Genomic DNA, 25717 nt, shown 5'->3' on the forward strand with positions numbered 1-25717 from the left:
GCCAGGCGTTGCCTGGCGGCCCAGGCAACGGTGAGGGGTGACGTGGTCGAAGTGGTTGACGGAGGACGGGCCGTTCTGGGGCGGACGCTGAGGTTTCTGCGGGAGAAGGAGGGCAAGTCGCTCGGGCAATTGGCCGAGGACACCGGCTACGACAAGAGTTACTTGAGCCGCCTGGAGTCAGGCGAGCGACTGTCCAAGCTGGCCGTCATGGAGGACCTGGACAGCTACTACGGGTGCGGTGACCTGCTGGTCTGCCACTGGAAGATCGCCCGGTACGACGCCTTCAAGAACAAGTACAAGAGGTACATGGCGCTGGAGGCGACAGCGCGTCTCCTGCGGGTGTACACACCGAACGTGCCTGGACTGCTGCAGACGGAGGAGTTCGCCCGGGAGGTGTTGTCTGGCCCTCAGACAACACCTGGCAGCAATGAGGAAGTCGAGGAACAGGTGGCCGCGCGCATGGGGCGGCAGCTTCTGCTGAGTAAAGATCCGGCACCCGACGCCCGGTTCATCATCGACGAGTCGGCATTGCGTCGCCCCTCGGCCAGCCCGGATATCTGGAAGGGTCAGCTGCTGCGCATCGAAGCCGTCGCGCAGCAGCCGAACATCAACATCCAGGTGCTCCCGTTCTCCGCCGGAGTTCACCACCTCATGGGCAAGGGTTCTCTGACGCTGCTGTGGCAGAAGGACAGCAGCGCAGTGGCCTACGCGGAGGGTCATAGCTTTGGCCTGTTGATGGACGATCCGGAGGAAGTCCTGGACCACTGCTTGTCCTACGATCGGTTGAGGGATCTGGCGCTGTCCCCGTCGGACTCGCTGGCGTTCATCAGGGACGTACTGGAGGAGCACGGATCATGATGCCCACCCTCGATCTCACCACGGCCGTCTGGCGCAAGTCGTCCTACAGCGACGGTGGGGCCAACAACTGCCTCGAAGTCGCCGACAACTGCCCCGGCACAGTCCCCGTCCGCGACAGCAAGCGGCCCGACGGCCCGATACTCGTGTTCGGCGTCAGCCCTTGGGCTTCGTTCCTCACCTACGTCACGAAGTAGGGGGATCCTCCGGCGGTGGCACCGCCGCCCCCGGCAGTCGTACCGTCGCCACCGTGCCGCCGCCGTCCGCCGGGGACAGGGACACCTCGCCGCCCGCCTGCTGCACCGTGCGTGCCACGATCGACAGGCCCAGGCCCGAGCCCGGCAGCGCCCGTGCGCTCGGGGAGCGCCAGAAGCGGTCGAAGACGTGGGGGAGTTCGTCGGCGGGGATGCCCGGGCCGTGGTCGCGCACCGTGAGGACACCCTCGGACAGGCGGACCTCGATCGTGCCTCCCTCCGGGCTGAACTTCACCGCGTTGTCCAGGATGTTCACCACCGCCCGTTCCAGGGCGGAGGGTTCCGCCCGGACGAACCAGGGCTCGATGTCCGCCGTGATCGTCAGCTCCGGCCCCCGCAGCCGGGCCCGCCGCAGCGCCGATTCGACCGTGTCCTGCCAGGCGACGATCTGGGTCCGGCCCGAGTGCTGGCCGGTGTCGGGGCGGGACAGTTCCTGGAGGTCGCCGATGAGCGCGGCCAGCTCCGTCATCTGGGCCTTCACCGACGCGAGCAGTGCCTTGCGGTCCGCCTCGGGGAGGGGGCGGCCCGTTTCCTCACTGCGGGTGAGGAGTTCGATGTTGGTACGCAGGGAGGTGAGCGGCGTGCGCAGCTCGTGCCCCGCGTCCGCGATCAGTTGCTGCTGGAGGTCACGGGAGCTGGCCAGGGCCGAGGTCATGGCGTTGAAGGAGTGGGACAGCCGGGCGATCTCGTCCTCGCTGTCGTCCTCCACGGGGATGCGGATGTTCAGGTCCTCCGTGCGCGCCACGTGCTCGACGGCGTCCGTCAGCTTGTCGACGGGGCGCAGCCCGGCCCGGGCGACGGTCAGGCCGGCGGCTCCGGCGCCGAGCACTCCCACGCCGGAGACGAGCAGGAGGATCAGCGCCAGCTCGTTGAGCGTGGACTGCGTTCCCTTCAGCGGCAGGGCGATGACGAGGGAGTGGTCGGCGGCGACGACCGGGGGCAGGTCCTCCTCCTTGATGACGACCGCCGTCGTCAGGACACGCAGCTTGTTGCCGTGGTCGTCCGTGCCGTCGCGGATGCGGCCCTGGTTCGGGTCGGGATTCCTGGCCACGGCCTTGTCGTCGCCGGTGACGCGCACCTGGGTCGTGGAGCTCGGGAAGAGACACAGCTTGCCGTCGGCGCGGACCAGTTGCCCGTAGGTCTTGGGCCGCGACCCGATGCCCAGCGAGTCGGAAGGCGTCTGAAGGCACTCGTGGGTGAGCGCCTGGAACTCGCCCGGACGCAGCGGCGCGACCGACGACTTCAGGTCGTTGTCGATCTCGTCGTACAGCTTCCCCTGCACGATGAACCAGCAGGTCACCGACACCGCCGCCACCGCGAACGCCACCGCCGCCGCCACCAGCAGGGCCAGTCGTGAGCGGATCGGCAGGGAGCGGAACCGCCGTACGACCGAACTCACTCCGCGCCGCCCTGCCGCAGTACGTAACCCACGCCCCGCACCGTGTGGACGAGGCGCGGTTCCCCGCCCGCCTCGGTCTTGCGGCGCAGGTACATCACGTACACGTCCAGGGAGTTCGACGACGGTTCGAAGTCGAAGCCCCAGACGGCCTTGAGGATCTGCTCCCGGGTGAGGACCTGGCGCGGGTGGGCCATGAACATCTCCAGGAGGGTGAACTCCGTGCGGGTCAGCTCCACCTGGCGTGCGCCCCGCGTGACCTCGCGGGTGGACAGGTCCATGCGCAGGTCGGCGAAGGTGAGCGCGTCCTCGTCGGCCGGGTCGGCCGCCCCCAGGGCCGCCGCGTAGGAGCTGCGGCGCAGCAGCGCGCGGATGCGGGCGAAGAGTTCGTCGAGTTCGAAGGGCTTGACCAGGTAGTCGTCGGCGCCCGCGTCGAGGCCGGTGACACGATCGCCGACCGTGTCACGGGCCGTGAGCATCAGGATCGGCGTGGTGTCGCCGCCGGCGCGGATGCGGCGGGCCGCCGTCAGGCCGTCCATGCGCGGCATCTGGATGTCGAGGACGACCAGGTCGGGCCGGTAGACCGCCGCCTTGTCCAGCGCGTCCGCGCCGTCGACGGCGACCTCGGTCCCGTACCCCTCGAACGCGAGGCTGCGCTGGAGCGCCTCGCGTACGGCCGGCTCGTCGTCGACGATCAGGATGCGCTGCGGGTCACGGTCGTCGTCTGCGGGGCTCATGGGTCGGGGTCCTCGGGGGTGAAGGGGGGCGGGGGTGCTGCGGTGCCGCTCTCAGCGTCGCATGTCGGCGGGCGGCGACGGGAGGAGCGTCAGCCCCGCGACGCCCTGCGTCGGTCCTTCGCGGACCGGCTCGTCCTCCGGGTCGCCGTGGCCGCCGTCGGCGCCACCTCCGTCGTCCGGCCCGTCGCCGGGTGCAGGACGGACGCCACCGCGAGGGCCGGCCCGATCCCCGCCGGCTCCCCGTCCGGCTCCGCGGGTGCGATCCGCTGGAGCATCGCCGCACTCCTCGCCGTCCGTTGCTCGAACTCAGTCGGTCGCACCCGCCCGCAGCTTCGCGAGGTCGGCCTTGACGGTGTCGATCGGGATGGCGAAGCCCAGGCCGACGCTGCCCGCGTCGGAGGACGAGGAGGCCTGGCTCGTGGGCGAGTACATCGCGGAGTTGATCCCGATGATGTTGCCGTTCATGTCGATGAGCGCCCCGCCGGAGTTGCCCGGGTTGAGCGACGCGTCGGTCTGGAGCGCCTTGTACGTCGTCGTGCTGGACCCGGTGTCGCCGTTGAACTGGCGTCCGCCGAACTCGAACGGCCACTGGCCGCCCTGCCCCTGGCCCTGCCCCCACTGCTCCTGCTCCTGGCCCTTCTCGGTCGGGACGGTGACGTCACGGTCGAGGGCCGAGATGATGCCGCTGGTGACGGTGCCGGACAGCCCTTCGGGGGAGCCGATCGCCACGACCTGGTCGCCGACCTGGAGCCCGGCCGAGTCGCCGAGCGTGGCGGCCTTCAGGCCGGAGGCGTTCTCCAGCTTGATCAGCGCCAGGTCCTTCTTGCTGTCGGTGCCGACGATCTTCGCGGTGTAGGTCTTGCCGTCGCTGGTCGTCGCCTTGATCTGGGAGGCGCCGGCGACGACGTGGTTGTTGGTGACGATCTCGCCATCGCTCGTGATGATCACGCCGGAGCCGGTGGAGGACCCGGCGTTGGAGTCGGCGCTGATCTCGACGATGCTCGGGCTGACCGCCTTCGCGACCCCGGCGACCGTGCCCTTCTGACTGGACGGGACCACGTTGGTGCTGGTGGAGCTGGAGGCGACGGTGTCGTTGCCGGTCAGTTCCTGGATGCCGTAGGCGGTGCCGCCGCCTATCGCCGCCGCCACGATCGCCACGGCGGCGATCAGGGCGAGGGGGCCACGGCCGCGCTTCCTCGGATGCGGAGCGTGTGCCGGGGCGTACGCCGGCGGGGGCGGCCACTCGGGGTTCACCGGGGCCTGCTGACCCTCGTAGGGGTTCTCGTACTCGCCACTGCGGTGGAAGCTCTCGGTCATGGCACCGAGCTTGTCGCCCGACCATGAGAGGTTCCTGAGCGCTCTCTGAGAAGCCCGACAGAACCTCGTATGCCCGATATAAAGAGGCGGCCCGGGGCTCGACCGCCGGAGGCTACGCGCAGCCGCAGGAGTGCCGGGTCACCAGCCGTGAGGGGAACACCTTCAGCCGCTCCCGCCGGGCCCCCGCGACCCGCAGCCCGTCGTCGAGGACGAGGTCGACGGCCGCCCGGGCCATCGCCGGACGGTCGGAGGCGACCGTCGTCAGGGGCGGGTCGGTGAGCGCCGCCTCCTTGATGTCGTCGAAGCCGGCCACCGCCAGCTCGCCGGGGACGTCGATGCGCAGCTCGCGCGCCGCGCGCAGCAGACCGATCGCCTGGTCGTCGGTGGAGCAGAAGATCGCCGGTGGGCGCTCGGGGCCCGAGAGGATCTTCAAGGCGGCCTGGTAGGCGTCGTAGCGGTTGTAGAGGGCCTCGAAGAGGCGGCCCTCCGTGGAGATCCCGGCGTCGTCCATCGCGCGGCGCCAGCCCTCGACGTGGTCGGAGACCGGGTCGCCGACCGCGGGCGTCTCGGCTATGCCGCCCATACAGGCGACGTACTCGTAGCCGTGCTCCAGCAGATGGCGGACGGCGAGCTCGGCGCCGCCCAGGTCGTCCGTGACGACGGCGACGTCGTCGATGGCCTCGGGCCGTTCGTGCAGCAGCACGACCCGGGCGTCCCAGGCCTCGATCTCGGCGGCGGCCAGGTCATTGAGCGCGTGGCTGACGAGGATCAGGCCGGAGACGCGCATCCCCAGGAAGGCCCGCAGGTAGTGGACCTCGCGCTCGCCCACGTAGTCCGTGTTGCCGACGAGGACCATCTTCCCGCGCTCGGAGGCGGCCTGTTCGACCGCGTGCGCCATCTCCCCGAAGAAGGGCTGGCGGGCGTCCGGGATGATCAGGCCTATGAGGTCCGTGCGCCGGGACGCCATCGCCTGGGCCACCCGGTCGGGCCGGTACCCCAGTTCCTTGATCGCGGCGAGGACACGCTCGCGCGTGGCCGGGGCGACCGGCCGGGGTCCGTTGTTGATGACATAGCTGACCACGGCAGTGGAAGTCCCTGCCAGCCGCGCCACATCATCCCGAGTCACCTTGGCCACGCGCGGAGTCTACGCGGATATACCTGCTCCGGGCAGGGCGTAAAGGAGGTTCCGTACGATATCCCGACCGCCGTCCGGGGCACCCCGTGGGGAAGCGATGCCCAGGTCGGCGGCGCGATACGCCTCCTCACGCCTCGGCGCGGACCTCGACGGCGTCCAGGGCGGCCGACTCGTCTGTCTTGTCCGTCTTTGTCCGGGCCGCCTTGGCCTTCGCCTCCTCGGCGGCGCGCTCCACCTTCTCCGGCGTAACGAATCGATAACCGACGTTCCGGACGGTGCCGATCAGCGACTCGTGCTCGGGGCCGAGCTTGGCGCGCAGCCGCCGTACGTGCACGTCGACCGTGCGCGTACCGCCGAAGTAGTCGTAGCCCCAGACCTCCTGGAGCAGCTGGGCGCGGGTGAAGACGCGGCCGGGGTGCTGCGCGAGGTACTTCAGGAGCTCGAACTCCTTGAAGGTGAGGTCGAGGACGCGGCCCTTGAGCTTGGCCGAGTAGGTCGCCTCGTCGACCGACAGGTCGCCGTTGCGGATCTCCATGGGGGAGTCGTCGCTGACGATCTGCTGCCGGCCCATGGCCAGGCGCAGCCGCGCCTCGACCTCCGCGGGCCCTGCGGTGTCGAGCAGGACGTCGTCGATGCCCCAGTCGGCGGTGACGGCGGCGAGGCCGCCCTCGGTGACGACGAGGACGAGCGGGCAGCCCGGCCCGGTGGAACGCAGCAGCTGACAAAGGCTGCGGACCTGTGGCAGATCGCGTCGGCCGTCGACGAGGATGACGTCGGCGCCGGGGGTGTCGACGAGGGCGGGGCCCTCCGCGGGAGCCACACGCACGTTGTGCAGGAGCAGGCCGAGGGCGGGGAGCACCTCCGTCGACGGCTGGAGGGCGTTGGTCAGGAGCAGCAGAGAACTCATATGTCTGGTTCCTCCTCGGTCCCTGCGAGGACGTTTGTTGGCACAGCACCGCTCTGCGATCCCGAAGGCCCCGTACACCTGCGGTTTCCCGCGTCGTATACAACGCTTCCGAAAGCACAAAAGGACCCGGGGGCTACGTTGCCCGAGTCCTCTGCCCAGCAGAATAGCCCACATGAGCTCTGGTCCGGCAGGTCATGTGGCGCGTTCCACCGATCGTCCGCACTCCGAGACGGCTGCTGGAACGCCTGTTCGCACGTCGTCGAGGACGTTTCTGCGCACTTCCGACGGCGTGACGATCGACGCCGTGTACGACCCGGGTCCCGCTGTATACGACGCCTCCGGGAGACCTTCCGGTCACCCCGTGTTCGTCGTCGCCCACGGTTTCACCGGGGCCGTGGACCGGCCGCACGTGCGACGGGTGGCACAGGCCTTCGCCCGGTACGGGGCGGTCGTCACGTTCTCCTTCCGGGGCCACGGGGCGTCCGGCGGGCGGTCCACGGTCGGGGACCGGGAGGTGCTCGACCTGGCGGCGGCGGTGCGGTGGGCGCGGGAGCTCGGGCACGCGCGCGTGGGCACGGTCGGGTTCTCGATGGGCGGCTCGGTGGTGCTCCGGCACGCGGCGCTGCACCGGGAGCAGACCGACGCGGTGGTCTCGGTCAGCGCACCGGCCCGCTGGTACTACCGGGGGACCGCCCCCATGCGGCGGCTGCACTGGATGGTGACGCGGCCCGAGGGGCGGGTGGTCGGCCGGTACGGCTTCGGGACGCGCATCCACCACCGGGCCTGGGACCCGGTCCCGCTCTCCCCGGTCGAGGCGGTGCCGAGGATCGCTCCCACCCCGTTGCTGATCGTGCACGGCGAGGCCGACGGCTACTTTCCCGTCGACCACCCGCGGATGCTGGCCGCCGCAGCGGGTGACCAGGGCGAACTGTGGCTGGAGCCGGAGATGGGACATGCCGAGCACGCGGCCGGTGACGAACTGCTGGCCCGGATCGGGGAGTGGGTCTCGGGCCGGGCGGGCTAGCCTGACGGGGTTCACCGTCGGGTGAGCCCGTGGTGAGACCGGTGTGAGTCCACCGCGACGTGCGATTGAGGAAGCAGATGCCAAAGGTCACGGTCCGCTACTGGGCCGCCGCCAAGGCCGCGGCCGGGGTGGCCGAGGAGCCGTACGAGGCGGCCACGCTCGCCGAGGCGCTCGACGCGGTGCGCGAGCGGCACCCCGGTGAACTCGAACGCGTCCTGCGGCGGTGCTCGTTCCTCGTGGACGGCGACCCCGTGGGCACCCGCGGACATGAGACGGTACGGCTGGCCGACGGCGGCACGGTCGAGGTGCTCCCGCCGTTCGCAGGAGGATGAGCGATGACCAACCAGCCGAACGACGGTTACGGCCCCTACGACCCCTACGACCCGTACCGGTCCCACGGGCAGCGGCAACAGCCGCAACAGCCGGAGCAGCAGCATCCGCAGCACTACCCGCAGCAGCCCCAGGCGCCGCAGGCGTGGCCAGGACAGGGCCACCAGGGCTACGACGACCCGCACGCGGCTCAGCAGTACACGCAGCAGTGGCAGGGCCAGACCTGGGAGACGCAGACGCACCAGCCGGTGTCCGCGCCGGTGACGGCGGAGGAGACGGCGTACCCGCGAGCCCAGACCCCTCAGGTCCCGCAGCGGCCCCGGAGCCCGCAGGGGTACGCGGCTCCGGCCGACGACGACGCCCCCGGCACCGCCGCCTACGGCCCGGCCACCGTCGGCGGGAACACGCGCATGACGGACGCCCAGCGGGCCCGGGCGGAGGGCCGCTCCCCGATCATCGAGCCCGGGATGCAGCCGGCCGCGCTGACGGCGCTGCTCGGGCTGCTGCTGGCCGGTGCCGCGGCGGTCGGGACGTACGCGCTGCTCGTGCCGCTGGTGATCCTCCAGGCCGTCACCGCCGCGGGCTGGTTCCGGCTGAACGGGATGTGGCCGGCCCGGCAGGGCATCGCGGTGGGCTTCGCGGGCGCGCTGGCCGCGGACGCGGCGCTGCTGGCCTCGGGCCGCTCCCCGTCGGCGATCCTCGGCACGCTCGGGGTGTGGGTGCTGCTCGCGCTGGTCCTGCAGCTGCGGTCGCACGCCGACCCGGACGAGCGGATGTACGGACTGATGGCGACGGTCGCGGCCTCGGCGCTGGCGATCGTGGCGGGTGGCTACCTCGCGGCCGCCGCGGACGCGGTGACGGTGGGCGCGGTGGCCGTGGCGGTGGCCGTCCCGGCCCGCGCGCTGCCGCTGCCCACGCCCGCCTCGGTGGTGGTGTCCCTGCTCGCGGCGGCGGGTGCGGGCATCGCGGCCGGGTCGTTCACGGACCTCGGCACCTCCGGGGCCCTCCTCGGCGCGGGCGCCGCCGTCTGCGCCCTGATCGGCCACCGGGTCGCGAGCTACGACTACCCGTCCCGCTTCGTCCACTTCACGGCGGGCGTGGCCCTGCCGCTGGCCGCGGCGGCACCGGCGGTGTACATCCTGGGCAGGGCGCTGACGTAGATCCGGCCGCGACCGGACGCCGGGCGCCCGCCCTGTCACAGACGATCAACAATCCTCCGGTTCCTCTTCCCCGCAGGGTTACCCTCGCGCCAGGGACGGCCGTCCGGTCGTCGGAGACCGCCGTCTAACCGTGGGTGGGGAAACACCGCAATGCGAGCACTGCGCATACTGCTGATCTTCGTCGTGATCCTGGGCGGGCTCTTCGTGATCGCCGACCGAGTCGCGGTCGGCTTCGCCGAGGACGAGGCCGCCGACCGGCTGAGGGCGACGGAGAACCTGTCGGAGACCCCCGACGTGTCGATCAAGGGCTTCCCGTTCCTCACCCAGGTCGCGGGCGGTTCCCTGGACGACATCGAGGTCGGCATCAAGAACTACGAGGCCGCCGCGGGCGACGGCGGCCAGAAGATACGGATCGACGACCTCCAGGCCGACATGAAGGGCGTCGAGTTCTCCGGGGACTACAGCTCCGCCACCGCCTCCACCGCCACCGGCACCGCGACCATCGCCTACGACGAGCTGCTGAAGACGGCGAAGTCCGAGCCGACCCAGGTCGCCCCGGGCGTCACCGCCGAGGTCGTCGGGCTCTCCGACGGCGGCAACGGCAAGATCAAGGTCACCGTCGAGGCCACGGTCCTCGGCACCAGGCTGCCGGAGCCGGTCTCCGTGCTGAGCACGGTGAAGGTCGTGGACGGCACGGTCCGCGTGCACGCCGACGGGCTGCCCAAGTTCGGCGGTGTCGACATCGCCGAGAACCGCGTCCGGGCGATCACCGACTTCCAGCAGAAGATCGACGGCCTGCCCGGCGGCATCGAGCTGGACACGGTCCAGGCGGCTCCCGACGGCGTCGAGATCACGGTGAAGGGTTCGGACGTCCGCCTGGCCGGGTAGGAAGGCGCACGGCGGACCGACCAGCACTGTCCGGTGGGCGAGACGGCGATGTCCGCAGCGTAGCTGCGGCGGGCGCGCGGTCGGCCGGACGCCGTGCGGGGAGCGCCCCGGCAGCCCCACCTATCCCAAATGGCGGATTGTCTCGTCTCAGCATGCGACACGCCGGTGACACGCCCGCCCGACCGTCCCTACGATCGACGCTATGAAGCGACAGGCGGACCTCACGAAGCGGCGGGCAGTAGACCTGTGCCGCGTCGCCGCCATGCTCTGTCGCACCTTCTGAGCGATCGCGTCGGCAGTCGCGCCGACGCGCGCATCCCCGCAGCCCTGCATCCAGGGCACCCGTGCGCCGCCCTGCCTCAAGGGCGCGCCCCGCAGATCTCGCACGCCCCGCCGTAACTGCCCCGGAGGAGAAGAAGCATGAGCCGCAACGACGTCCTGGTCGACGCCGACTGGCTCCAGGAGCACCTGGACGACCCGACCATCGCCATCGTCGAGGTGGACGAGGACACGTCCGCCTACGAGAAGAACCACATCAAGAACGCCATCCGGATCGACTGGACCCAGGACCTTCAGGACCCGGTCCGCCGTGACTTCGTCGACCAGGCCGGCTTCGAGAAGCTCCTGTCCGACAAGGGCATCGGCAACGACCACACCGTGGTCCTCTACGGCGGCAACAACAACTGGTTCGCCTCCTACGCCTACTGGTACTTCAAGCTGTACGGCCACGAGAGCGTCAAGCTCCTCGACGGCGGCCGCAAGAAGTGGGAGCTCGACGCCCGCGAGCTGGTCGCCGGCGACGAGGTGCCGGAGCGTCCGAAGACGGACTACAAGGCCAAGCCCCAGGACACGTCCATCCGCGCCTTCCGCGACGACGTCGTGGCCGCCATCGGTGCGCAGAACCTCGTCGACGTGCGCTCGCCCGACGAGTTCTCCGGCAAGCTGCTCGCCCCGGCCCACCTGCCGCAGGAGCAGTCGCAGCGCCCGGGCCACGTCCCGTCCGCCCGCAACATCCCGTGGTCCAAGAACGCCAACGACGACGGCACCTTCAAGTCGGACGAGGAGCTCAAGGAGCTCTACGCCGAGGAGAGCGTCGACCTGGCCAAGGACACCATCGCCTACTGCCGCATCGGTGAGCGCTCCGCGCTGACCTGGTTCGTGCTGCACGAGCTCCTCGGTGTGGAGAACGTCAAGAACTACGACGGCTCCTGGACCGAGTACGGCTCCCTCGTGGGCGTGCCGATCGAGCTCGGCGCCAACAAGTAACCAACCCCGACCTTTCCAGACTTCAGGAGTACGACATGTGCGGTGCGAAGGCCGGCGGCCCCGACGCCTCGACGATCAAGCCCGGTGAGACCACCATCCAGGGTCAGGTGACCAAGGACGGCGAGCCCGTGGTGGGTTACGTCCGTCTGCTGGACTCGACCGGCGAGTTCACGGCCGAGGTGCCGACCTCGGCGACCGGACAGTTCCGCTTCTACGCGGCCGAGGGCACCTGGACCGTCCGCGCCCTCGTGCCCGGCGCCACCGCCGACCGCACGGTCGTCGCCCAGCAGGGCGGCCTGGCGGAGGTCGCGATCGCCGTCTGACGGCGCTCGGTCCCGCAAGGGCCGCACCCCTCGGGTTGGACGCCTGGGGTGCGGCCCTTCGGCCTGCCCGGACCTACGCTGGACGTATGTACGCACGGCGGCGTCACACGTACTTCGCGATGATGGGCCTCTGCATCGGCCTCTTCGTCCTGGCCTGGGGCGTCGTCCGCCTGTGGTCCGTACCCGTCGCCGTCGGGATGTGCGTCGTCGCCATGGTCATCCCGCCCGTGGCGGCCATGGTCGCGAACCGGCGCGGGCCGGAGGACCGGTGGTGGGACGACCCCTCCGGGGACCCCGAGTCCGACGAGTGGTGGGACGAGCTGGACGGCAAGAAGCGCCGGTACTGAACCGGCCGGGGGAGGACCCCTGCGCCTGGCGGCGGCGACTCTGCGGAAGCGCCTCAGTAGACGAGCGCCTGCGTCCCGTCCGCCATCGCCTCCTGGACGAAGACCTGCGCCCCCGCGATGCGGACCCCCTTGATCACGTCCTGCTCTGTGATCTCGCGGCGGGCCGCGCACTGCGTGCACAGGGTGACGCGGCCGGCGGTGAGGAGGGAGTCGAGCAGGTCGGGCAGGGGCGCCGCGTGCGGCAGCTCGAACTCGGCGGCCCGGCCGGGCAGGGCGAACCAGGCGGACTCCCCGGTCAGCCACAGGGAGACGTCGACGCCACTGGCCACGGCGACCGCCGCCACCGTGAAGGCCTGAGAGCACCGCTCGGGGGCGTCGGCTCCCGCCGTCACCTTGATCACCAGCTTCTTCGCCATGGCCGAATCGTAATCAACGCCCGTGCAACCGCGGGCGCCGACCGGGGGTCTCCTGTGCGCGCGCATACGGAATGCGCGACTCACGTTCTGTGGGGGGAACGTCTTGGAACTGGACGAAGAAGTGGCAGCCGTGCCCACGCCCGGGCCGCGTCGCCGTCGGCGGCGCACGGCCGTGCTGATCGGTGCCGCCGCCGTGCTGGGGCTGGTCGGCGGCAGCTGCGCCGGCTACCTCATACAGGTGCACCGCGCGCCCACGAAGCTGCCCTCGCTCTCGCAGCCGGCGCTCGCGCAGGCGAAGGGCGAGGGGCCCGAGCCGCTGTCGGCCGCGCGGGACCGGCGGGTGAAGACGGACGGCGACCTGCGGAAACTGCTGCTGAAGAAGCCGCGCGGGGCCCGGGACGCGGCGTATCTGATGGGTGAGGACGGCTGGCTGGACCTGGCGGCCTACGCGGAGTTCTACGACAAGCCGGGCGAGATGTTCGGCGAGATCGTCGGCGACGAGTTCCGGCGCGCGGCCGTCACCGGCTGGCTGGTCGGCCGCACCCACGAGGTGGAGATCCGACTGGTGCAGTTCCGGCAGGAAGAGACGCTCGCCGCCGCGGAGAACGTGGACAGCGCCCAGTACTGGCTCGAGGACGAGGAAGGCACCGACAGCTGGGCCGTCCCCGGCACCGGAAACGGGCGGGTCTACGTCCACACGAGGCCCGACACCAAGCCCGGATACGTGCCCTTGTACACCGCCGAGGCACACGCCTGGCGCGGCGACATCGTCCTGGAGATGTGGATCACGGACACCAAGCCGATCCCCAAGGCGAAGATCATGGACCTGGCCCGGCGGCAGATGGAGCGGCTGTGAGTGACAACCAGAAGGAGCCGGTCGAGCCGGTGGGGGCGGGGACCACGTCCCAGCCCGTCCCTGAGCTCCCTGAGAGGCCCGTACGCCGCGCCCGGGCCGCCGCTGTCGCCTTGTCCGCGCTGCTGGCGGTCGCCGTCGTCGGCGGGGCGGGGTACACCGTCGTGGCCGTGAACGGCGCCGACCGGGACGCGGGCGCGCCGGTCTGGGCGTTCCCCGAGCCCAGAAGGGAGGCGGAGGCGGGGAAGAAGGCCGCCCCCTCGGAGCTCGCCGGCATGCTCGTGCCGTACGGGACCAACGGCTGGGGGCCGGGCCCGGACCTCGGCGAGTACGGCCCGGACACCGCGCTGAGCGGGCGGAAAGCCACCGCCCTGCGCAAGGAGGCCCTGAGCGGCCTGCCGCGCACTCAGCGCAAGCGGCTGGAGAAGGCGGTCGACGAGCAGCGCATCACCGGCATCGCCATGCGCAGCTACCTCAGCACCACGAAGCTCTCCGACGGCTTCACCGACGAGGCGTTCGCCGTGCGCGTCGAGCTCTCCCAGAGAGAGAACCGGGACGCCGTCCGGGACGCCTCGCGGTCGCGCGGCGCGTTCCTCGACGCGTTGGACGTCTTCCGAGCGGGTCCGAAGATCGAGGGCCACAAGAACGCCTCCTGCTTCCTGCCGCCGAAGGACGACGACGAGGAGCTGGAGACGATGCTCTGCTTCGGGCACGTCGGGAACGTCCTGGTCACCATCGTCGCGGACGGCGCGAAGCCACTCGACACCAAAGGGGCCGCGATGCTGTTCCGCGAGCAGCTCGACCGCATCTCCGAGCCGGGGAAGGCGATATGACCGAGGAGCAGCGGACCCCCCCGCGACCTGCGGAGAAGGTGCTCCCGGAGACACCTCCGGCGCCCTCGGCGCCCCAGAAGCCCCCGGTGTCCCCCGAGCCCCCGGCACCCCAGGGGCCCTCGATGTCCCCGGCGTCCTCGGCACCCTCAGAGCCCCCCGCGCCCCCCGCGCCCCCGGCATCTCAGGCGTACCCGGCGTCCCCGGCACCCTCGGGACCCCCGGCACCCCCCGCACCCGTGCGCAAGGACCGCGGAGTCCTGTGGGCCGCCCTGCGCTGGACGGCCGCCGTGGCGGTCTTCGCGGTGGTCGGCGCGGCCACGGCGTACGGTGTCACGCGGCTGGAGCGGACCGACGTACCCGGGCTCTCGACGGAGTCGGACGGGCGCTGGGATTACCCGGTGCTCACCAGGCCGCCGCTGCCCTCAGGGAGCCCGGGCCCCTTCGCCGAGGCCAACACGGCCGGCACGCACCACGCCGACCTGCGATCCCTGCTTCTGCCCGCTCCTGCCGGAGCCGAGGAGGACAGGACGCTGCGGGGTGCGGACGGCTGGCTGGCGCAGAAGGACTTCCTGGCGGAGTACGCCGCGAAGGACGACCGCGCGGAACTCGGGCAGCACCTCACCGACCACGGGCTGCGGCACATCGCCGCTCGCGGCTGGAGCATGCCGGACGGCACGCGTACGCGGATCTATCTGCTCCAGTTCGACACCGCGGCGGTCGTGGACGCGCTGCTCGAGCCTTACCTCGCTCCCTACAGCGCGCCGAAGCTCCCTCTGCGCGGCGCCGCGACGTCCGCCAACGACGAGACGTTCCCCCAGGAAGCCCTGGTGGAGGACGTCCAGCGCGTGGTCTACGACGAGGCCAGGCCGTACGGCGGCGAACAGGTCCGCCACGCCTACCTCGCCGCCGGTGACACCCTCGCGCTGGTCGTGCAGTCCCGGAAGGGCGGCGCGCGGGCCGTGCCGTTCCAGCAGACGGTGACGCTGCAGAGCCAGCTGCTCGGCTGACGTCCGCGAGGGCGCACCTCGCCAAGAGCCCCGGGACCCGGCCGCGTAAGCTGGGCTCGGCCCTGTGCACCCATTCGCACCCCGCTCAAGGAGCACCCCGTGGAGATCTTCTTCGAAATCCTGTTGGTCCTGGTCGCCGTCGGCGTCCTCGCCTTCGCCGGACTGACCGTGAAGAAGCTGTACCAGGGCCAGCGCTGACCCCCGTCTAGGAAGTTCCCATGATCGAGATCCCGTCCGACCTCCACAAGGACCTCGTCCCGCTCGCCTTCCTGCTGGGCGACTGGGCGGGCGCCGGCGTGCACGACTTCCCCGGCTCCGAGAAGTGCAACTTCGGCCAGGAGGTCGCCTTCACCCACGACGGCCGGGACTTCCTGGAGTACCGGTCCCACAGCTGGGTGCTGGACCAGGACGGCAACAAGGTCCGCCCCCTGGAGTCCGAGCACGGCTACTGGCGGATCGACGCCGGCCGCAAGGTGGAGGTGACGATGACCCGTGACGACGGCGTCATCGAGATCTGGTACGGCGAGCTGGCCGACAAGAAGCCGCAGATCGACCTCGTGACGGACGCGGTGGCCCGCACGGCCGCCTCCCAGCCCTACACCGGCGGCAAGCGGCTGTACGGCTACGTCAAGAGCGACCTGATGTGGGTCGGCGAGAAGCAGACCCCCGAGGTCGAGCTGCGTCCCTACATGTCCGCCCACCTGAAGAAGGTCGTCACCCCGGAGGAGGTCGAGCGCTGGGCGAAGGCCCTGCCCGACGACATGCCGGACGACGGCATCGCTTTCTTCAAGTAGTCCTAGACTCAGGGGTGTGGTGAGCACCGACTGGAAGAGCGATCTGCGGCAGCGCGGCTACCGGCTGACCCCGCAGCGGCAACTCGTGCTCGAAGCCGTGGACACCCTGGAGCACGCGACCCCCGACGACATCCTCGTGGAAGTGAGGAAGACGGCGTCGGGGGTCAACATTTCCACGGTGTACCGGACGCTGGAGCTCCTGGAGGAGCTCGGCCTGGTCAGTCACGCGCATCTGGGGCACGGCGCGCCGACGTACCACCTCGCGGACCGGCACCACCACCTCCACCTGGTCTGCCGCGACTGCCAGAACGTGATCGAGGCGGACGTCTCGGTGGCCGCCGAGTTCACCGACAAGCTGCGGCAGACGTTCGGCTTCGACACCGACATGAAGCACTTCGCGATCTTCGGCCGCTGCGAGGACTGCACTCTCAAGGCTTCAACTACCGAGTCGTAGGCTTACGGATATGAAGAGCCCCCTGCTGACCCTGCCCGGCGCCGTCCCCGCCGAGGGCGTGGACGAAGCCGTCGCCGCCCACTACGGCGACCTGTTCCGTGAGCAGCGTGCCCTCGCCGACGGCACCGGATTCGTGGACCTCTCGCACCGGGGGGTCGTCGCCGTCACCGGCGAGGACCGGCTCGCCTGGCTGCACCTGCTGCTCACCCAGCACGTCAGCGACCTCCCGGCGGGCCGGGCCACCGAGGCGCTGATCCTCTCCGCGAACGGCCACATCGAGCACGCGCTGTACCTGGTGGACGACGGCGGGACGGTCTGGGCCCATGTGGAGCCGGGCACCCAGGAGGCGCTGATCGCGTACCTGGAGTCGATGAAGTTCTTCTACAAGGTCGACGTCGCCGACCGCACGGACGACATCGCGATCGTCCACCTCCCGGCCGGCTCCATCGCCGAGGTCCCCGAGGGCGTCGCCGTACGGGAGACGCCGCACGGCCGGGACCTGTTCCTGCCCCGTGCCGACCTGGAGTCCTACGCGGCGCAGGCCGGGCCGCCCGCCGGGATCCTCGCCCACGAGGCGCTGCGCGTGGAGCAGCACCGGCCCCGCCTCGGTTTCGAGACCGACCACCGCACCATCCCGCACGAGCTGGGCTGGATCGGCTCGGCGGTGCACCTGCAGAAGGGCTGCTACCGGGGTCAGGAGACGGTCGCCCGGGTGCAGAACCTCGGCAAGCCGCCGCGCCGGCTGGTCTTCCTGCACCTCGACGGCAGCGAGGTCCATCTGCCCGCGGCCGGGACGGAACTCCGGCTCGCCGAGGACGGCCCCGAGGGTCGCAGGATCGGCTTCGTCACGACGTCCGCACGCCACCACGAACTCGGCCCGATCGCCCTCGCCCTGGTGAAGCGGAACGTGCCGGTGGACGCGCCCCTGGTGGCCGGTGACACGGCGGCGGCCCAGGAAGTCGTCGTCGAGCCGTAGGACCCTCCTGGTGGATCTTCGGCCCCGACGCCTGTCATTCTTTCGGGTCAGATGTCGAGCTGCACGGTGAACGGGCCGTCGTTCGTCAGTGATACGCGCATGGCCGCACCGAAGCGGCCTGTGGCCACCGTCGCGCCCAGGGAGCGCAGCTGGGCGACGACCTCGTCGACGAGGGGCTCTGCCACCTCGCCGGGGGCGGCGGCGTTCCAGGTGGGGCGGCGGCCCTTGCGGGCGTCGCCGTAGAGCGTGAACTGGCTGATCACCAGGAGCGGGGCGTCGATGTCGCCGCACGACTTCTCGTCGTGCAGCATGCGGATCGACCAGAGCTTGCGGGCCAGCTGGGCCGCCTTCTCCTTGGTGTCGTCGTGGGTGACGCCGACGAGGACGCACAGTCCCTCGCCTTCGATCGCCCCCACGGTCTCGCCGTCCACGACGACGCTCGCGCCGTCCACCCTCTGCACCACTGCTCGCATGCGTCCATCATGCAGGGCGGTGACATCGGCGCCGCGGGTGGTCGGCGGATGGCCCGAAAGGGTGGTTTGCGCGGACGCCAACAGCCCCTGCACGGCCGTATTTTGCTGCTATACCGCCCAACTGGGGTCTATCGGGGGCACTCGTTCCCATAGCGGCCACTCAGGGTGGCACGATGCTTGCACACACCGGTCGAGGGGACGGTTGAGGCACATGAGCACATCAAGCACCGGACAGCAGCAGGCGGCTGTCTGGTCGACATACACGGGGAGGGGCGCGTCGGAGTACCACCGGCCGCCCACACAGCGCACCGACAGCCCGCCGCTGCCTTCGGACAGCCCCGAAGACCGGCTGCCCGCGCTGAGCCTGCCCGAACTGCGCACGCTGCGCCGCGAGGCCCAGCGCGACGAGGCCGACCTCAGCTATCTGCGGCGGCTGCTCCAGGGACGGATCGACATCCTGCGCGCGGAGGTGGCCCGGCGCGCCCCGGCGGGCGCTGCCTCCACCGCCGTGCCCGAGGAGGCGTCGGTGGTGGAGCGGCTGGCGGACATCCTGCGGGACGCCCCGGCCCGGCACCGCTCCTCGGCCCGTCATCTGACCCTGGGCACCCCGCAGGGCGAGGAGTCGCGGCGGCTGGCCGCGGAGATGCTCGCCGAGGTCGAGCTGTCCGACCTGGACGCGCGCACGGACCTGGAGCTGAACACGGCGATGGGACGGCTCGAACGCCACGAGCAGCAGGTCTCCCGGCGTCGGCAGCGGCTGCAGCGCACGGCCGACGAGTGCAGCGCGGAGATCGCGCGCCGGTACCGCGAGGGGGAGGCGCAGGTCGAGGACCTGCTGGTGTGAGCCGTTCCCGGGCCCGGGGAGGGTCGGCGGTCGGATATGCACGCGACGGTCGTTCCCGGGCCCGGGGAGGGTCGGCGGTCAGAGCTTCACGCGACGGTCGTTCCCGGGCCCGGGGAGGGTCGGCGGTCGGATCGCGCACGCGACGGCCGTCCCCCGACCCGGGGAAGGCCGGTGGTCGGGAATTCGCGCGACACCGACCGGCCCTCCGCCTAGCGTGACGCCATGACCCCCATGTCCCGCGCCGACGACATCGACGTACGCCCGATCGCCGAAGCCGAGTTCGCCGACTGGCTGCGTGCCGTGAACACCGGCTTCCTGCGGGCGGCCACGCTCACGGAGGAGGAGATCGAGGGCCGGCGCGAGCGGTTCGTCGAGGGCCGCTACCTCGGAGCCTTCGACCGCGGCCGGTGCGTGGCGACCTTCCGGTCCTTCGACCAGCAGCTCACGGCCGTGGGCGGCGCGGGCGTCCGGGCCGACGCGATCACGGGCGTCACCGTCACCGCCACCCACCGCCGCCGCGGGCTGCTCAGCCGCATGATGGCGCGGGACCTGGCGGCCGCGAAGGAGCGCGGGGACGTCGTCGCGACGCTGATCGCCGCCGAGTATCCGATCTACGGCCGGTACGGCTTCGGTCCGGCGGCCTGGACGTCCGAGTGGACGATCGACGTGCCGCGCGCCGGCCTCGACGCCCGCTGGGCGGGCCCGGCGGGCGGCGGGCGGATCGACCTGGTGGACGGCGAGGACATCCGCAGGCTCGGCCCCGAGCTGCACGAGCGGCTGCGCCGCGGCCGGCCCGGCGCCATCGACCGCGACGACATGTGGTGGAAGATGAACACCGGCGCGGTGCGGTGGGACCCGTCGTGGAAGCAGCCCTTCTTCGCCGTGTACCGCTCGCCGTCCGGCGAGGTCGAGGGCATGGCCGCGTACGAGGTGGACGACACCTGGGGGGACGCCAAGCAGCCGCTGAACACGGCGACCGTGAAGTGGCTGCTCGGGGTGACCCCGAACGCGGAACGCGCGCTGTGGGAGTACCTCTGCTCCATCGACTGGGTCGTGAAGGTGAAGAGCGGCTGGCGGGCGCCCGACGACCTGCTCCCGCACCTCCTGCCCGACCCGCGGGCGGCCGCGATCACCTCGCTGGCGGACTGGCTGTGGGTGCGGATCCTGGACGTCGCACGGGCGCTGGAGGCGCGGACGTACGCGGGCCGGGGGACGCTGGTGCTGGAGATCGCCGGGGTGGACGGGCTGACCGGCGGGCGCTACCGGCTGGAGGCCTCACCCGAGGGGGCGTCCTGCACGCCGACCACCGAGAGCGCCGAACTCGAACTCGGACTGGGCGAGCTGGGTGCGCTGTGGCTCGGGGACGAGTCGGCGGTGCGGCTGGCGGAGCTGGGGCGGGTGCGCGAAGAACGAGCGGGCGCCGCCCGGAAGGCCGACGCCCTGCTGCGTACGTCCAGGCGGCCTTGGTGCCCGGACATGTTCTGAGCCGCTCCCTTCTACCGGCGTGCTGGGACCCGCATCCGTAGCGAGCTGTTCAGTTGTGGTTGTTGTGCGCTGGTGCCGATCCGGCGGGACTCCAGGCTCCCCTCCGGAAGGGAGTCCCCTGGCGGGTGGCCAACCTCCTGAAGGTCTGACCATGTTCCCGAAGTTGGTGACCAACTTCACTGTACTTATCTCCGCTTGGAACCGGCTCATAACCACCTTTCCTTGAACTGCCGCAAGATGGCGGGAAGTTGTACTGTTCAGGTGTGGACCCGGAACACGACTCCGTCACTGGACGGAAGAGGTCGCAACGGCCACAGAGAACACATCACGAGGTGGCCGACGAGCTGCGCGCCCGGATCAGGTCGGGGGCGCTGCGGCCGGGTGCACGCATGCCCACCCAGGCCCAGCTGGCCCACGAGTTCGGTGTCGAGCGCGGTGCCGTGCGCCAAGCGCTGCGCATCCTGCAGTCCGAGCGGTTGCTCACCAATGTGTCCAAGGGCAGCCCGGCGACCGTCGCTCCCGACCCCGTCGGCGCGCTGACCGGCCCGGAGGCCCCGCCGCTGCCCACCACGGTGGCCCTCGCGCCCCGGATAGCGACGGCGTTCGCCGCGGAGCACGTCGAGATCGACGCCGTGTGCCTCACGTCCATCTCCCTCACGCTCGCCATCGGTGAGCCGCTGCGACAGATCCACGCCGGACGGCTGAAACCGGCCAAGGTCGACGTCCGGGTGCTGCTGCCGAGCCGGGACATCGACCTGGCCTTCCCGGTGCCGGTCGAGGCGCGCGGCGACGACCGGGTGCACGAGCGGTGGCTGGCGATGCGCAACGCACAGGGGCAGGTCCTCCAGCACAACCTGCTGGCCCTGCGCGCCACCCATGGCATCGATGTCCGGGTCACGTTCCGGGCGCTGCCCTTCACCCCGCCGGTGAAGCTGTACCTGCTCAACGGCGCGGAGGCGCTGTTCGCGTACTACACGCTGACGCGCCGGGAGGCCGAGGCGGAGCGGGAGCAGCCGGCGATGTACGACGCCCAGGGCACCCAGTCCATGCTGTTCGCCTTCCGGCAGGGCGCCGGGCTGCGCGACACCACGTTCGTGGAACAGTCGCATCTCTGGTTCAACGCACTGTGGGAGACGATCAGTTCGGAGCTGACGCTCACGGGCTGACGTCTCCCACGGGTCGTTGCGGGGTGGCGCGGTGACTCATCGGGCGGGCCCCGTCATCAGCAGCGCGAGCACGACGGCTCCCGCCGAGCTGACGGCCGGGCTCTTGGCCTTGACGCCGACGGTGAGAAGGATCAGGCCGACGATGCCGGCCGGACCGTACCTCCACTGGACGAGCTGTTCGAAGGCGACGACGAAGGCGGCGGAGAGGAGAGCGAGGGTGGGCATCGGTGTTCCCCCTTCGGAAGTCCGGAAGCAAAACTTCCGCCAACTCCGAGAAGTTGGCAACCAACTCTGATTAAGTTGTCCCCACTTGGCCCCTAGTCATAAACAACTTTCAAACAACTCCCGCCAGATGGATCAGAGTTGTAGCGTTTGGTCGTGACCCAGGAGAGCGTGGCGGAGAACGTGGCAGTCAACGGCAGCAGAAGGTCCTCGCCCCAGGAGATCGCCGACAACCTGCGGGAACGTATCCGCGCCGGTGAGCTCAAGCCGGGGGACCGCCTGCCCACGCAGGCCGAACTCGCCGAGGAGTTCGGCGTGGAGCGCGGCGCCGTCCGCCAGGCCCTGCGCGTCCTCCAGGAGGACGGACTCCTCACCAACGTCAGCAAGGGCAGCCCGCCGCGGATCGCCGCCCCGGCCCCCGCCCGCGGCGAACCCCAGCCGACCATGGTGGGCCTGGCCCCGCGCCTGGCGCAGGCGTTCTCCGCCCCACACGTGCGCATCGACGTGGTCTGCCACACCGCGGAGACGCTCATGGTCGCCATCGGCGAGCCGCTGCGGCTCATCCACGAGGGCCGCATCCGCCCCGAGTCGATCGACGTCCGCATCCTGGTCCCCTCCCGGGACATCGAACTGGCCTTCCCCGTCCCGGTCGAGGCCCACGGCGACGACAACCCGGTCCACCGGCGCTGGCTGGCCATGCGCAACGCCCAGGGGCAGGTCCTCCAGCACAATCTGCGGGCGCTGCGTTCCACGCACGGGATCGACGTCCACGTCACGTTCCGGGCGCTGCCCTTCACCCCGCCGGTGAAGCTGTACCTCCTCAACGAGGAGGAGGCCCTGATCGGCTACTACATGCTGACCAGGCGCGAGGAGGAGTGGGGGAGCCGGACCCTGGACATGTACGACGTCCTCGGCTCCCAGTCCCTCCTCTTCTCCTTCGCGCAGCGCACGGGCCGGCGGGACGCGTCGTTCGTGAAGGAATCCCAGAAGTGGTTCAACGCCCTCTGGGAAACCATCACGACGGACCTGACACTCTCCTAGTGACTTCTGATGCGACCCAGACCGGTGCGGTGCCTTTCGAGACCGGGAACGATCCGAACCAGCTCCGCGATCTGATCAGACGTGCCCGTGTCGTGCTGTGGGACTTCGACGGGCCCATCTGCCGCCTGTTCGCCGGGCACTCGGCGGAGCGGGTGGCGAGCGACCTGGTGTCCTGGCTGGAGGGCCGCGGTCTGCACGGCCTGCTCACCGACAGCGAGCGCGAGTCCCTCGACCCGCACGTGGTCCTGCGCGCCGTGGACCGCCGGCACCCCGGCAGCGACCTCGTCGCCGAGCTGGAGGAACGTCTCACCCAGGAGGAGCTGCGGGCCGCGTCCTCGGCGTGGCCGACCGCGTACGCGGACCCACTGATCCGCACCTGGACGGCGGTGGGCTCCCGCCTGGCGATCACCACGAACAACTCACCCCGGGTGGCCCGCACCTACCTCGCGGGCCGCGGCCTCGCCGGCTGCTTCGCCCCGCACATCTACGGGCGCACCCAGGACCTCCACCGGCTGAAGCCCGATCCGCACTGCCTCAACCGGGCGCTGCGGGCCATGGGGGCCGCCCCCGGTGACGCGCTGATGATCGGTGACACCCCCTCGGACCACGAGGCGGCGGGCCGTGCGGGGGTGCCGTTCCTGGGCTACGCGCGTAACGAACGCAAGGCCAAGATCCTGAGGGACGCCGGCGCCGACCGGGTCCTCGTGTCCCTGGCGCCGCTCTTGGACCTGCTGCGCGCGTGAGCGGACGGCCGGGGAGCAATGGGCCCGGGTGTAGCATTCCGGCACCGCGCAAGGAATTGAGTCGAACGCTCACCCCCGCTCGTATGTGACGAGGCCGACCGGCCCCACCCGAACGAGTTCACGCAGCCTCATGCCGATGGGTGGCAAGCACCCGTAATGGCTCTCTTCGCCATGCGCGTCGTCGGCCGCGAACCTACCGTTTGCCATACCGTCCTCCCTTCTCGCACTTCCGGAGCGGCCCGTGGGCGCACCTCCTCGTCCCCGCCCTCTTCCCGGGGAGCGCGCCCCGCACGACGCCACCTTCCGGGCCTTCGTGAAACTCGCCGCCGAGCGGGGGCGGGAAAGCGGCGGCCACCACCACCGGAATTACGTCTTCCCGCTGACCGAGGGCATGGCCCGGATGGTCGGCGGTGAGGCGGGGACGTCCGTGACCGTGCGGATCCGGCGCCCGGACGCGCTGCGTGTGGTCATCCGGACCTGGCAGGACGAGACCGGCCTGCTCGACGCCGTCCGGGGGGCCCTGCCGCACGCGCCGCGATGTCTCGTGAAGCGGGGTGACATCGCGATCCACAGCTTCGCCGAGGGCGTGCCGCTGTCCGGCGTCTGCGACCACGGCAAGCCCGTCGACACCCTGACGATCAAGGCGCTGGCCGGTCTGCTGGCCCGGACGGCACAGGTGCGGCGCGGCGCGCTGCCCGCCCTGCCGGCCGTCTGGCCCCGCAACGACACCGACAGCCAGGGGTTCCTGCGGACCCTGGCCCACCTAGCGGACCAGCAGATCAGACGGCCCAACCAGGACGGCTTCGGCGGGTTGTTCGCCGCGCTGGGCATCCCCGAGGACGCCCTCGCCCAACTGGCCGGGCGGGTGCCCGCCATGGCCCGGCGGCCGTACAGCCTGCTCCACGCCGACCTGCACCGCGACAACGTGATCGTGTCGTACGCGGGCGACCCGCCCCTCGTCTGTGTCGACTGGGAGCTGGCGACCTACGGCGACCCGCTGCACGATCTCGCGACCCACCTCGTGCGGATGCGGTACCCGGCCCACCAGTGGGCCGAGGTGGTCGACGCCTGGGCCGAGGCCATGCGGGAGGTCCGTCCCGCGGCGGTCAACGGCCTGGCCAAGGACCTGCGGCACTACCTGGCGTTCGAGCGGGCGCAGTCCGTCTTCCCGGACGTGATGCGTGCCGCCAGGTCCCTGGAGGAATCGTTCACGCGGACGAGGGAGGAATCGTTCACGCAGACGAGCCTGGACGACGCGACGGCCGAGGTGCGGCGGGCCCTCGACGCGGCGGCGGAGCCGCTGCGGCTCGTCGGCGTGCCGAGGGAGGGCGAGATCCGCCGGGCCCTGTTCCGCTGGCTGGTGTCGCGGACGAACGGGGGCATCAGGGACCGTGCGTGGATCGCGAAGGCGTCCGAGTGGCGGCCCGACCGGCGGATGCCCGAGCGCCCCGATTTCCCGCCCGCCGCGGTCCGGGAGGCCCTGCTGGCGGAGGGAGCCGCGCCCGCGGGCCGGGTGTTCAAGGGCACCGCGCATCTGAACACCGTGGTGTCGGTGCCCGGCTTCGACGCTCCCGTGGTCGTCCGGCGAAAGCTGGCCGAGGTGTGCCGGCGGGAGCGTGGCTTCCTCAGCGAGCACGCCGTGCTGCGCGCGATCGAGGAGTCGTCCGTCGGGGTGGCGGCGCCGCGGGTGCTCGCCCTGGGCGAGACCTACCAGAGCGACACCATCGCCCTCCACACCTACGTCGGACCGCGGGATGTCGACCGGCCCCCCAACCACCCGGTGCACGGCCTGCTGCCGCACGAGGCGGACGGTCTGGTGGACCAGTTGTGCGCCCTGACCCGCGTCCGGTACAAGCAGGTCGACCCGGCCGCCGGCGAGGGCGCGTTCCACCGCTGGCTCCGGGACCAGCTGATCTCCCTGGTGCGGGACCTGCCGAAGGAGTCGCAGCAACTCGCCCGGTACCTCGGGCTGCCCGACGCGGACCGGTTGCGGCTGATCCTCTCGCGGTACGAGGTGAGCCACCGGGAACCCGCCCTGCTGCACGGTGACCTGAACCCCTGGAACCTCGTACGGCGCGACGACCGGCTGGCGCTGACCCTCATCGACTGGGAGATGGCCGTCGTCGGCGACCCCCTCTACGACCTCGTACGGCACATGCACCTCACGCCGACCCGGCCGGAGATCAGGGACCGTATGTTCCGCCGCTGGGAACGCCGGCTGCCCGCCGAGTACACCCGCGACTGGCGCGAGGACTGGCGGGTGTACCGCCGGCTGGAGATCGTGCGGTCCGCCTATGTCGACCTGGACCGCATCGTGACCGGCGCGAGCATGGACGCCCCGAACGTCCGGCGGGCGGTGGACTCCTACGCGGTGACGCTGGCCGTGGCCACGGGCTCGCTCGGCCTGCCGGTGCGTTCAACGGCGAACCCGTGTCTGGCCCGCGCTCTGGCCTGATCCCGCTTCTGCGTAG

The 25717-nt window shown here is 71.2% G+C and carries 31 protein-coding genes; 22 read left to right on the forward strand and 9 right to left on the reverse strand.

Features of this window, described 5'->3' with window-relative positions; translation table 11 throughout:
* Positions 1-42 precede the first annotated feature (42 nt).
* Positions 43-858 (forward strand): helix-turn-helix domain-containing protein, encoded by an 816-nt coding sequence (locus QNO09_RS30125; protein WP_283973496.1) that lies wholly within the window; start codon positions 43-45, stop codon positions 856-858.
* Positions 855-1052, forward strand: coding sequence for a DUF397 domain-containing protein (locus QNO09_RS30130; protein ID WP_283973417.1), 198 nt, complete (start codon positions 855-857; stop codon positions 1050-1052). Before QNO09_RS30125 ends, QNO09_RS30130 begins: the two co-directional genes overlap by 4 nt.
* Here QNO09_RS30130 and QNO09_RS30135 read toward each other — a convergent pair.
* The 6 genes from QNO09_RS30135 to QNO09_RS30160 form a co-directional block, all read right to left on the reverse strand.
* Positions 1042-2508: a HAMP domain-containing sensor histidine kinase gene (locus QNO09_RS30135; protein ID WP_283973418.1), complete on the reverse strand. Its 1467-nt coding sequence runs from the start codon at positions 2506-2508 to the stop codon at positions 1042-1044. The genes QNO09_RS30130 and QNO09_RS30135 overlap by 11 nt on opposite strands.
* Positions 2505-3242 (reverse strand): response regulator transcription factor, encoded by a 738-nt coding sequence (locus QNO09_RS30140; RefSeq protein ID WP_283973419.1) that lies wholly within the window; start codon positions 3240-3242, stop codon positions 2505-2507. Before QNO09_RS30140 ends, QNO09_RS30135 begins: the two co-directional genes overlap by 4 nt.
* A gap of 89 nt (positions 3243-3331) precedes the next feature.
* The gene (locus QNO09_RS30145) at positions 3332-3517 is read right to left on the reverse strand and encodes a hypothetical protein (protein WP_283973420.1); all 186 of its coding nucleotides are present in this window, start codon (positions 3515-3517) and stop codon (positions 3332-3334) included.
* Between the two features lie 31 nt (positions 3518-3548).
* Entirely contained in the window at positions 3549-4559 is a 1011-nt protein-coding gene (locus tag QNO09_RS30150) for a S1C family serine protease (protein WP_283973421.1), read from the reverse strand.
* Positions 4560-4671: 112 nt separating this feature from the next.
* Entirely contained in the window at positions 4672-5694 is a 1023-nt protein-coding gene (locus QNO09_RS30155; protein ID WP_283973422.1) for a LacI family DNA-binding transcriptional regulator, read from the reverse strand.
* Positions 5695-5821: 127 nt separating this feature from the next.
* The gene (locus tag QNO09_RS30160; protein ID WP_283973423.1) at positions 5822-6601 is read right to left on the reverse strand and encodes a winged helix-turn-helix transcriptional regulator; all 780 of its coding nucleotides are present in this window, start codon (positions 6599-6601) and stop codon (positions 5822-5824) included.
* Positions 6602-6773: 172 nt separating this feature from the next.
* Between QNO09_RS30160 and QNO09_RS30165 the strand changes: the two genes are divergently transcribed.
* From QNO09_RS30165 to QNO09_RS30195, 8 genes are all read left to right on the forward strand, one after another.
* Positions 6774-7625: an alpha/beta hydrolase gene (locus QNO09_RS30165; RefSeq protein WP_283973424.1), complete on the forward strand. Its 852-nt coding sequence runs from the start codon at positions 6774-6776 to the stop codon at positions 7623-7625.
* A 77-nt stretch (positions 7626-7702) separates the two neighbouring features.
* Positions 7703-7957: a MoaD/ThiS family protein gene (locus tag QNO09_RS30170; protein ID WP_283973425.1), complete on the forward strand. Its 255-nt coding sequence runs from the start codon at positions 7703-7705 to the stop codon at positions 7955-7957.
* 3 nt (positions 7958-7960) lie between these two features.
* Complete coding sequence (locus tag QNO09_RS30175) at positions 7961-9115, forward strand: hypothetical protein (protein WP_283973426.1); 1155 nt, start codon at positions 7961-7963, stop codon at positions 9113-9115.
* A 150-nt stretch (positions 9116-9265) separates the two neighbouring features.
* Positions 9266-10003: an LmeA family phospholipid-binding protein gene (locus tag QNO09_RS30180; protein WP_283973427.1), complete on the forward strand. Its 738-nt coding sequence runs from the start codon at positions 9266-9268 to the stop codon at positions 10001-10003.
* A gap of 202 nt (positions 10004-10205) precedes the next feature.
* Positions 10206-10286: a putative leader peptide gene (locus tag QNO09_RS40085; RefSeq protein ID WP_350310325.1), complete on the forward strand. Its 81-nt coding sequence runs from the start codon at positions 10206-10208 to the stop codon at positions 10284-10286.
* 137 nt (positions 10287-10423) lie between these two features.
* Positions 10424-11269: a sulfurtransferase gene (locus QNO09_RS30185; protein ID WP_283973428.1), complete on the forward strand. Its 846-nt coding sequence runs from the start codon at positions 10424-10426 to the stop codon at positions 11267-11269.
* A gap of 35 nt (positions 11270-11304) precedes the next feature.
* Positions 11305-11592: a DUF1416 domain-containing protein gene (locus QNO09_RS30190; protein ID WP_003991226.1), complete on the forward strand. Its 288-nt coding sequence runs from the start codon at positions 11305-11307 to the stop codon at positions 11590-11592.
* 86 nt (positions 11593-11678) lie between these two features.
* Entirely contained in the window at positions 11679-11939 is a 261-nt protein-coding gene (locus tag QNO09_RS30195) for a DUF3099 domain-containing protein (RefSeq protein ID WP_283973429.1), read from the forward strand.
* Positions 11940-11992: 53 nt separating this feature from the next.
* Here QNO09_RS30195 and QNO09_RS30200 read toward each other — a convergent pair whose 3' ends face one another.
* Entirely contained in the window at positions 11993-12355 is a 363-nt protein-coding gene (locus tag QNO09_RS30200; protein ID WP_175433350.1) for a DsrE family protein, read from the reverse strand.
* A 130-nt stretch (positions 12356-12485) separates the two neighbouring features.
* Between QNO09_RS30200 and QNO09_RS30205 the strand changes: the two genes are divergently transcribed.
* The 6 genes from QNO09_RS30205 (at position 12486) to ygfZ (ending at position 17272) form a co-directional block, all read left to right on the forward strand.
* A complete protein-coding gene (locus tag QNO09_RS30205) occupies positions 12486-13211 on the forward strand; it encodes a hypothetical protein (RefSeq protein WP_283973430.1) in 726 nt (241 codons plus the stop codon).
* Complete coding sequence (locus tag QNO09_RS30210) at positions 13208-14041, forward strand: hypothetical protein (protein WP_283973431.1); 834 nt, start codon at positions 13208-13210, stop codon at positions 14039-14041. Before QNO09_RS30205 ends, QNO09_RS30210 begins: the two co-directional genes overlap by 4 nt.
* Positions 14042-14163: 122 nt before the next feature.
* Positions 14164-15048 (forward strand): hypothetical protein, encoded by an 885-nt coding sequence (locus QNO09_RS30215; protein WP_502962363.1) that lies wholly within the window; start codon positions 14164-14166, stop codon positions 15046-15048.
* 218 nt (positions 15049-15266) lie between these two features.
* Positions 15267-15842, forward strand: a complete 576-nt coding sequence (locus QNO09_RS30220) for a heme-binding beta-barrel domain-containing protein (protein ID WP_283973433.1) — start codon at positions 15267-15269, stop codon at positions 15840-15842.
* A 16-nt stretch (positions 15843-15858) separates the two neighbouring features.
* Positions 15859-16296 carry a Fur family transcriptional regulator gene (locus tag QNO09_RS30225; RefSeq protein WP_003991221.1) on the forward strand — a complete coding sequence of 146 codons (438 nt, stop codon included), beginning with the start codon at positions 15859-15861 and terminating at the stop codon, positions 16294-16296.
* Between the two features lie 10 nt (positions 16297-16306).
* Positions 16307-17272, forward strand: coding sequence for a CAF17-like 4Fe-4S cluster assembly/insertion protein YgfZ (gene ygfZ, locus QNO09_RS30230; RefSeq protein ID WP_283973434.1), 966 nt, complete (start codon positions 16307-16309; stop codon positions 17270-17272).
* 47 nt (positions 17273-17319) lie between these two features.
* Here the strand turns inward: ygfZ and dtd are convergent, their stop codons facing one another.
* Complete coding sequence (gene dtd, locus QNO09_RS30235; RefSeq protein ID WP_283973435.1) at positions 17320-17745, reverse strand: D-aminoacyl-tRNA deacylase; 426 nt, start codon at positions 17743-17745, stop codon at positions 17320-17322.
* Between the two features lie 211 nt (positions 17746-17956).
* Here dtd and QNO09_RS30240 point away from each other — a divergent pair, with 211 nt between their 5' ends.
* The 3 genes from QNO09_RS30240 to QNO09_RS30250 all read left to right on the forward strand — a co-directional run bounded on the left by QNO09_RS30240 (position 17957) and on the right by QNO09_RS30250 (position 21240).
* Positions 17957-18589: an RsiG family protein gene (locus QNO09_RS30240; protein WP_283973436.1), complete on the forward strand. Its 633-nt coding sequence runs from the start codon at positions 17957-17959 to the stop codon at positions 18587-18589.
* A 231-nt stretch (positions 18590-18820) separates the two neighbouring features.
* Positions 18821-20074, forward strand: a complete 1254-nt coding sequence (locus QNO09_RS30245; protein WP_283973497.1) for a GNAT family N-acetyltransferase — start codon at positions 18821-18823, stop codon at positions 20072-20074.
* Between the two features lie 248 nt (positions 20075-20322).
* Complete coding sequence (locus tag QNO09_RS30250) at positions 20323-21240, forward strand: FadR/GntR family transcriptional regulator (RefSeq protein ID WP_283973437.1); 918 nt, start codon at positions 20323-20325, stop codon at positions 21238-21240.
* A 36-nt stretch (positions 21241-21276) separates the two neighbouring features.
* Here the strand turns inward: QNO09_RS30250 and QNO09_RS30255 are convergent, their stop codons facing one another.
* On the reverse strand, positions 21277-21465 hold the full coding sequence (locus tag QNO09_RS30255; protein WP_283973438.1) for a hypothetical protein: 189 nt from the start codon (positions 21463-21465) through the stop codon (positions 21277-21279).
* Positions 21466-21612: 147 nt separating this feature from the next.
* Here QNO09_RS30255 and QNO09_RS30260 point away from each other — a divergent pair, with 147 nt between their 5' ends.
* The 3 genes from QNO09_RS30260 to QNO09_RS30270 all read left to right on the forward strand — a co-directional run bounded on the left by QNO09_RS30260 (position 21613) and on the right by QNO09_RS30270 (position 25701).
* On the forward strand, positions 21613-22503 hold the full coding sequence (locus QNO09_RS30260) for a winged helix-turn-helix domain-containing protein (RefSeq protein ID WP_283973439.1): 891 nt from the start codon (positions 21613-21615) through the stop codon (positions 22501-22503).
* Entirely contained in the window at positions 22503-23246 is a 744-nt protein-coding gene (locus tag QNO09_RS30265) for an HAD family hydrolase (protein WP_283973440.1), read from the forward strand. Before QNO09_RS30260 ends, QNO09_RS30265 begins: the two co-directional genes overlap by 1 nt.
* 241 nt (positions 23247-23487) lie before the next feature.
* Positions 23488-25701 (forward strand): phosphotransferase, encoded by a 2214-nt coding sequence (locus QNO09_RS30270; RefSeq protein ID WP_283973441.1) that lies wholly within the window; start codon positions 23488-23490, stop codon positions 25699-25701.
* Positions 25702-25717: the final 16 nt, after the last annotated feature.

Origin of the sequence: Streptomyces sp. 378 (assembly GCF_030124145.1) — a bacterium.
Lineage (GTDB): Bacteria > Actinomycetota > Actinomycetes > Streptomycetales > Streptomycetaceae > Streptomyces.

What these genes read in the sequence shown, in the direction of transcription:
- QNO09_RS30130 (WP_283973417.1), top strand. Translation starts at nt 855, where the DNA reads ATGATGCCCACCCTCGATCTCACCACGGCCGTCTGGCGCAAGTCGTCC.
- QNO09_RS30140 (WP_283973419.1), bottom strand. Translation starts at nt 3,242, where the DNA reads ATGAGCCCCGCAGACGACGACCGTGACCCGCAGCGCATCCTGATCGTC.
- QNO09_RS30145 (WP_283973420.1), bottom strand. Translation starts at nt 3,517, where the DNA reads ATGCTCCAGCGGATCGCACCCGCGGAGCCGGACGGGGAGCCGGCGGGG.
- QNO09_RS30150 (WP_283973421.1), bottom strand. Translation starts at nt 4,559, where the DNA reads ATGACCGAGAGCTTCCACCGCAGTGGCGAGTACGAGAACCCCTACGAG.
- QNO09_RS30160 (WP_283973423.1), bottom strand. Translation starts at nt 6,601, where the DNA reads ATGAGTTCTCTGCTGCTCCTGACCAACGCCCTCCAGCCGTCGACGGAG.
- QNO09_RS30165 (WP_283973424.1), top strand. Translation starts at nt 6,774, where the DNA reads ATGAGCTCTGGTCCGGCAGGTCATGTGGCGCGTTCCACCGATCGTCCG.
- QNO09_RS30170 (WP_283973425.1), top strand. Translation starts at nt 7,703, where the DNA reads ATGCCAAAGGTCACGGTCCGCTACTGGGCCGCCGCCAAGGCCGCGGCC.
- QNO09_RS30175 (WP_283973426.1), top strand. Translation starts at nt 7,961, where the DNA reads ATGACCAACCAGCCGAACGACGGTTACGGCCCCTACGACCCCTACGAC.
- QNO09_RS30180 (WP_283973427.1), top strand. Translation starts at nt 9,266, where the DNA reads ATGCGAGCACTGCGCATACTGCTGATCTTCGTCGTGATCCTGGGCGGG.
- QNO09_RS40085 (WP_350310325.1), top strand. Translation starts at nt 10,206, where the DNA reads ATGAAGCGACAGGCGGACCTCACGAAGCGGCGGGCAGTAGACCTGTGC.
- QNO09_RS30185 (WP_283973428.1), top strand. Translation starts at nt 10,424, where the DNA reads ATGAGCCGCAACGACGTCCTGGTCGACGCCGACTGGCTCCAGGAGCAC.
- QNO09_RS30190 (WP_003991226.1), top strand. Translation starts at nt 11,305, where the DNA reads ATGTGCGGTGCGAAGGCCGGCGGCCCCGACGCCTCGACGATCAAGCCC.
- QNO09_RS30195 (WP_283973429.1), top strand. Translation starts at nt 11,679, where the DNA reads ATGTACGCACGGCGGCGTCACACGTACTTCGCGATGATGGGCCTCTGC.
- QNO09_RS30200 (WP_175433350.1), bottom strand. Translation starts at nt 12,355, where the DNA reads ATGGCGAAGAAGCTGGTGATCAAGGTGACGGCGGGAGCCGACGCCCCC.
- QNO09_RS30215 (WP_502962363.1), top strand. Translation starts at nt 14,164, where the DNA reads ATGTCCCCGGCGTCCTCGGCACCCTCAGAGCCCCCCGCGCCCCCCGCG.
- QNO09_RS30220 (WP_283973433.1), top strand. Translation starts at nt 15,267, where the DNA reads ATGATCGAGATCCCGTCCGACCTCCACAAGGACCTCGTCCCGCTCGCC.
- ygfZ (WP_283973434.1), top strand. Translation starts at nt 16,307, where the DNA reads ATGAAGAGCCCCCTGCTGACCCTGCCCGGCGCCGTCCCCGCCGAGGGC.
- dtd (WP_283973435.1), bottom strand. Translation starts at nt 17,745, where the DNA reads ATGCGAGCAGTGGTGCAGAGGGTGGACGGCGCGAGCGTCGTCGTGGAC.
- QNO09_RS30240 (WP_283973436.1), top strand. Translation starts at nt 17,957, where the DNA reads ATGAGCACATCAAGCACCGGACAGCAGCAGGCGGCTGTCTGGTCGACA.
- QNO09_RS30245 (WP_283973497.1), top strand. Translation starts at nt 18,821, where the DNA reads ATGTCCCGCGCCGACGACATCGACGTACGCCCGATCGCCGAAGCCGAG.
- QNO09_RS30255 (WP_283973438.1), bottom strand. Translation starts at nt 21,465, where the DNA reads ATGCCCACCCTCGCTCTCCTCTCCGCCGCCTTCGTCGTCGCCTTCGAA.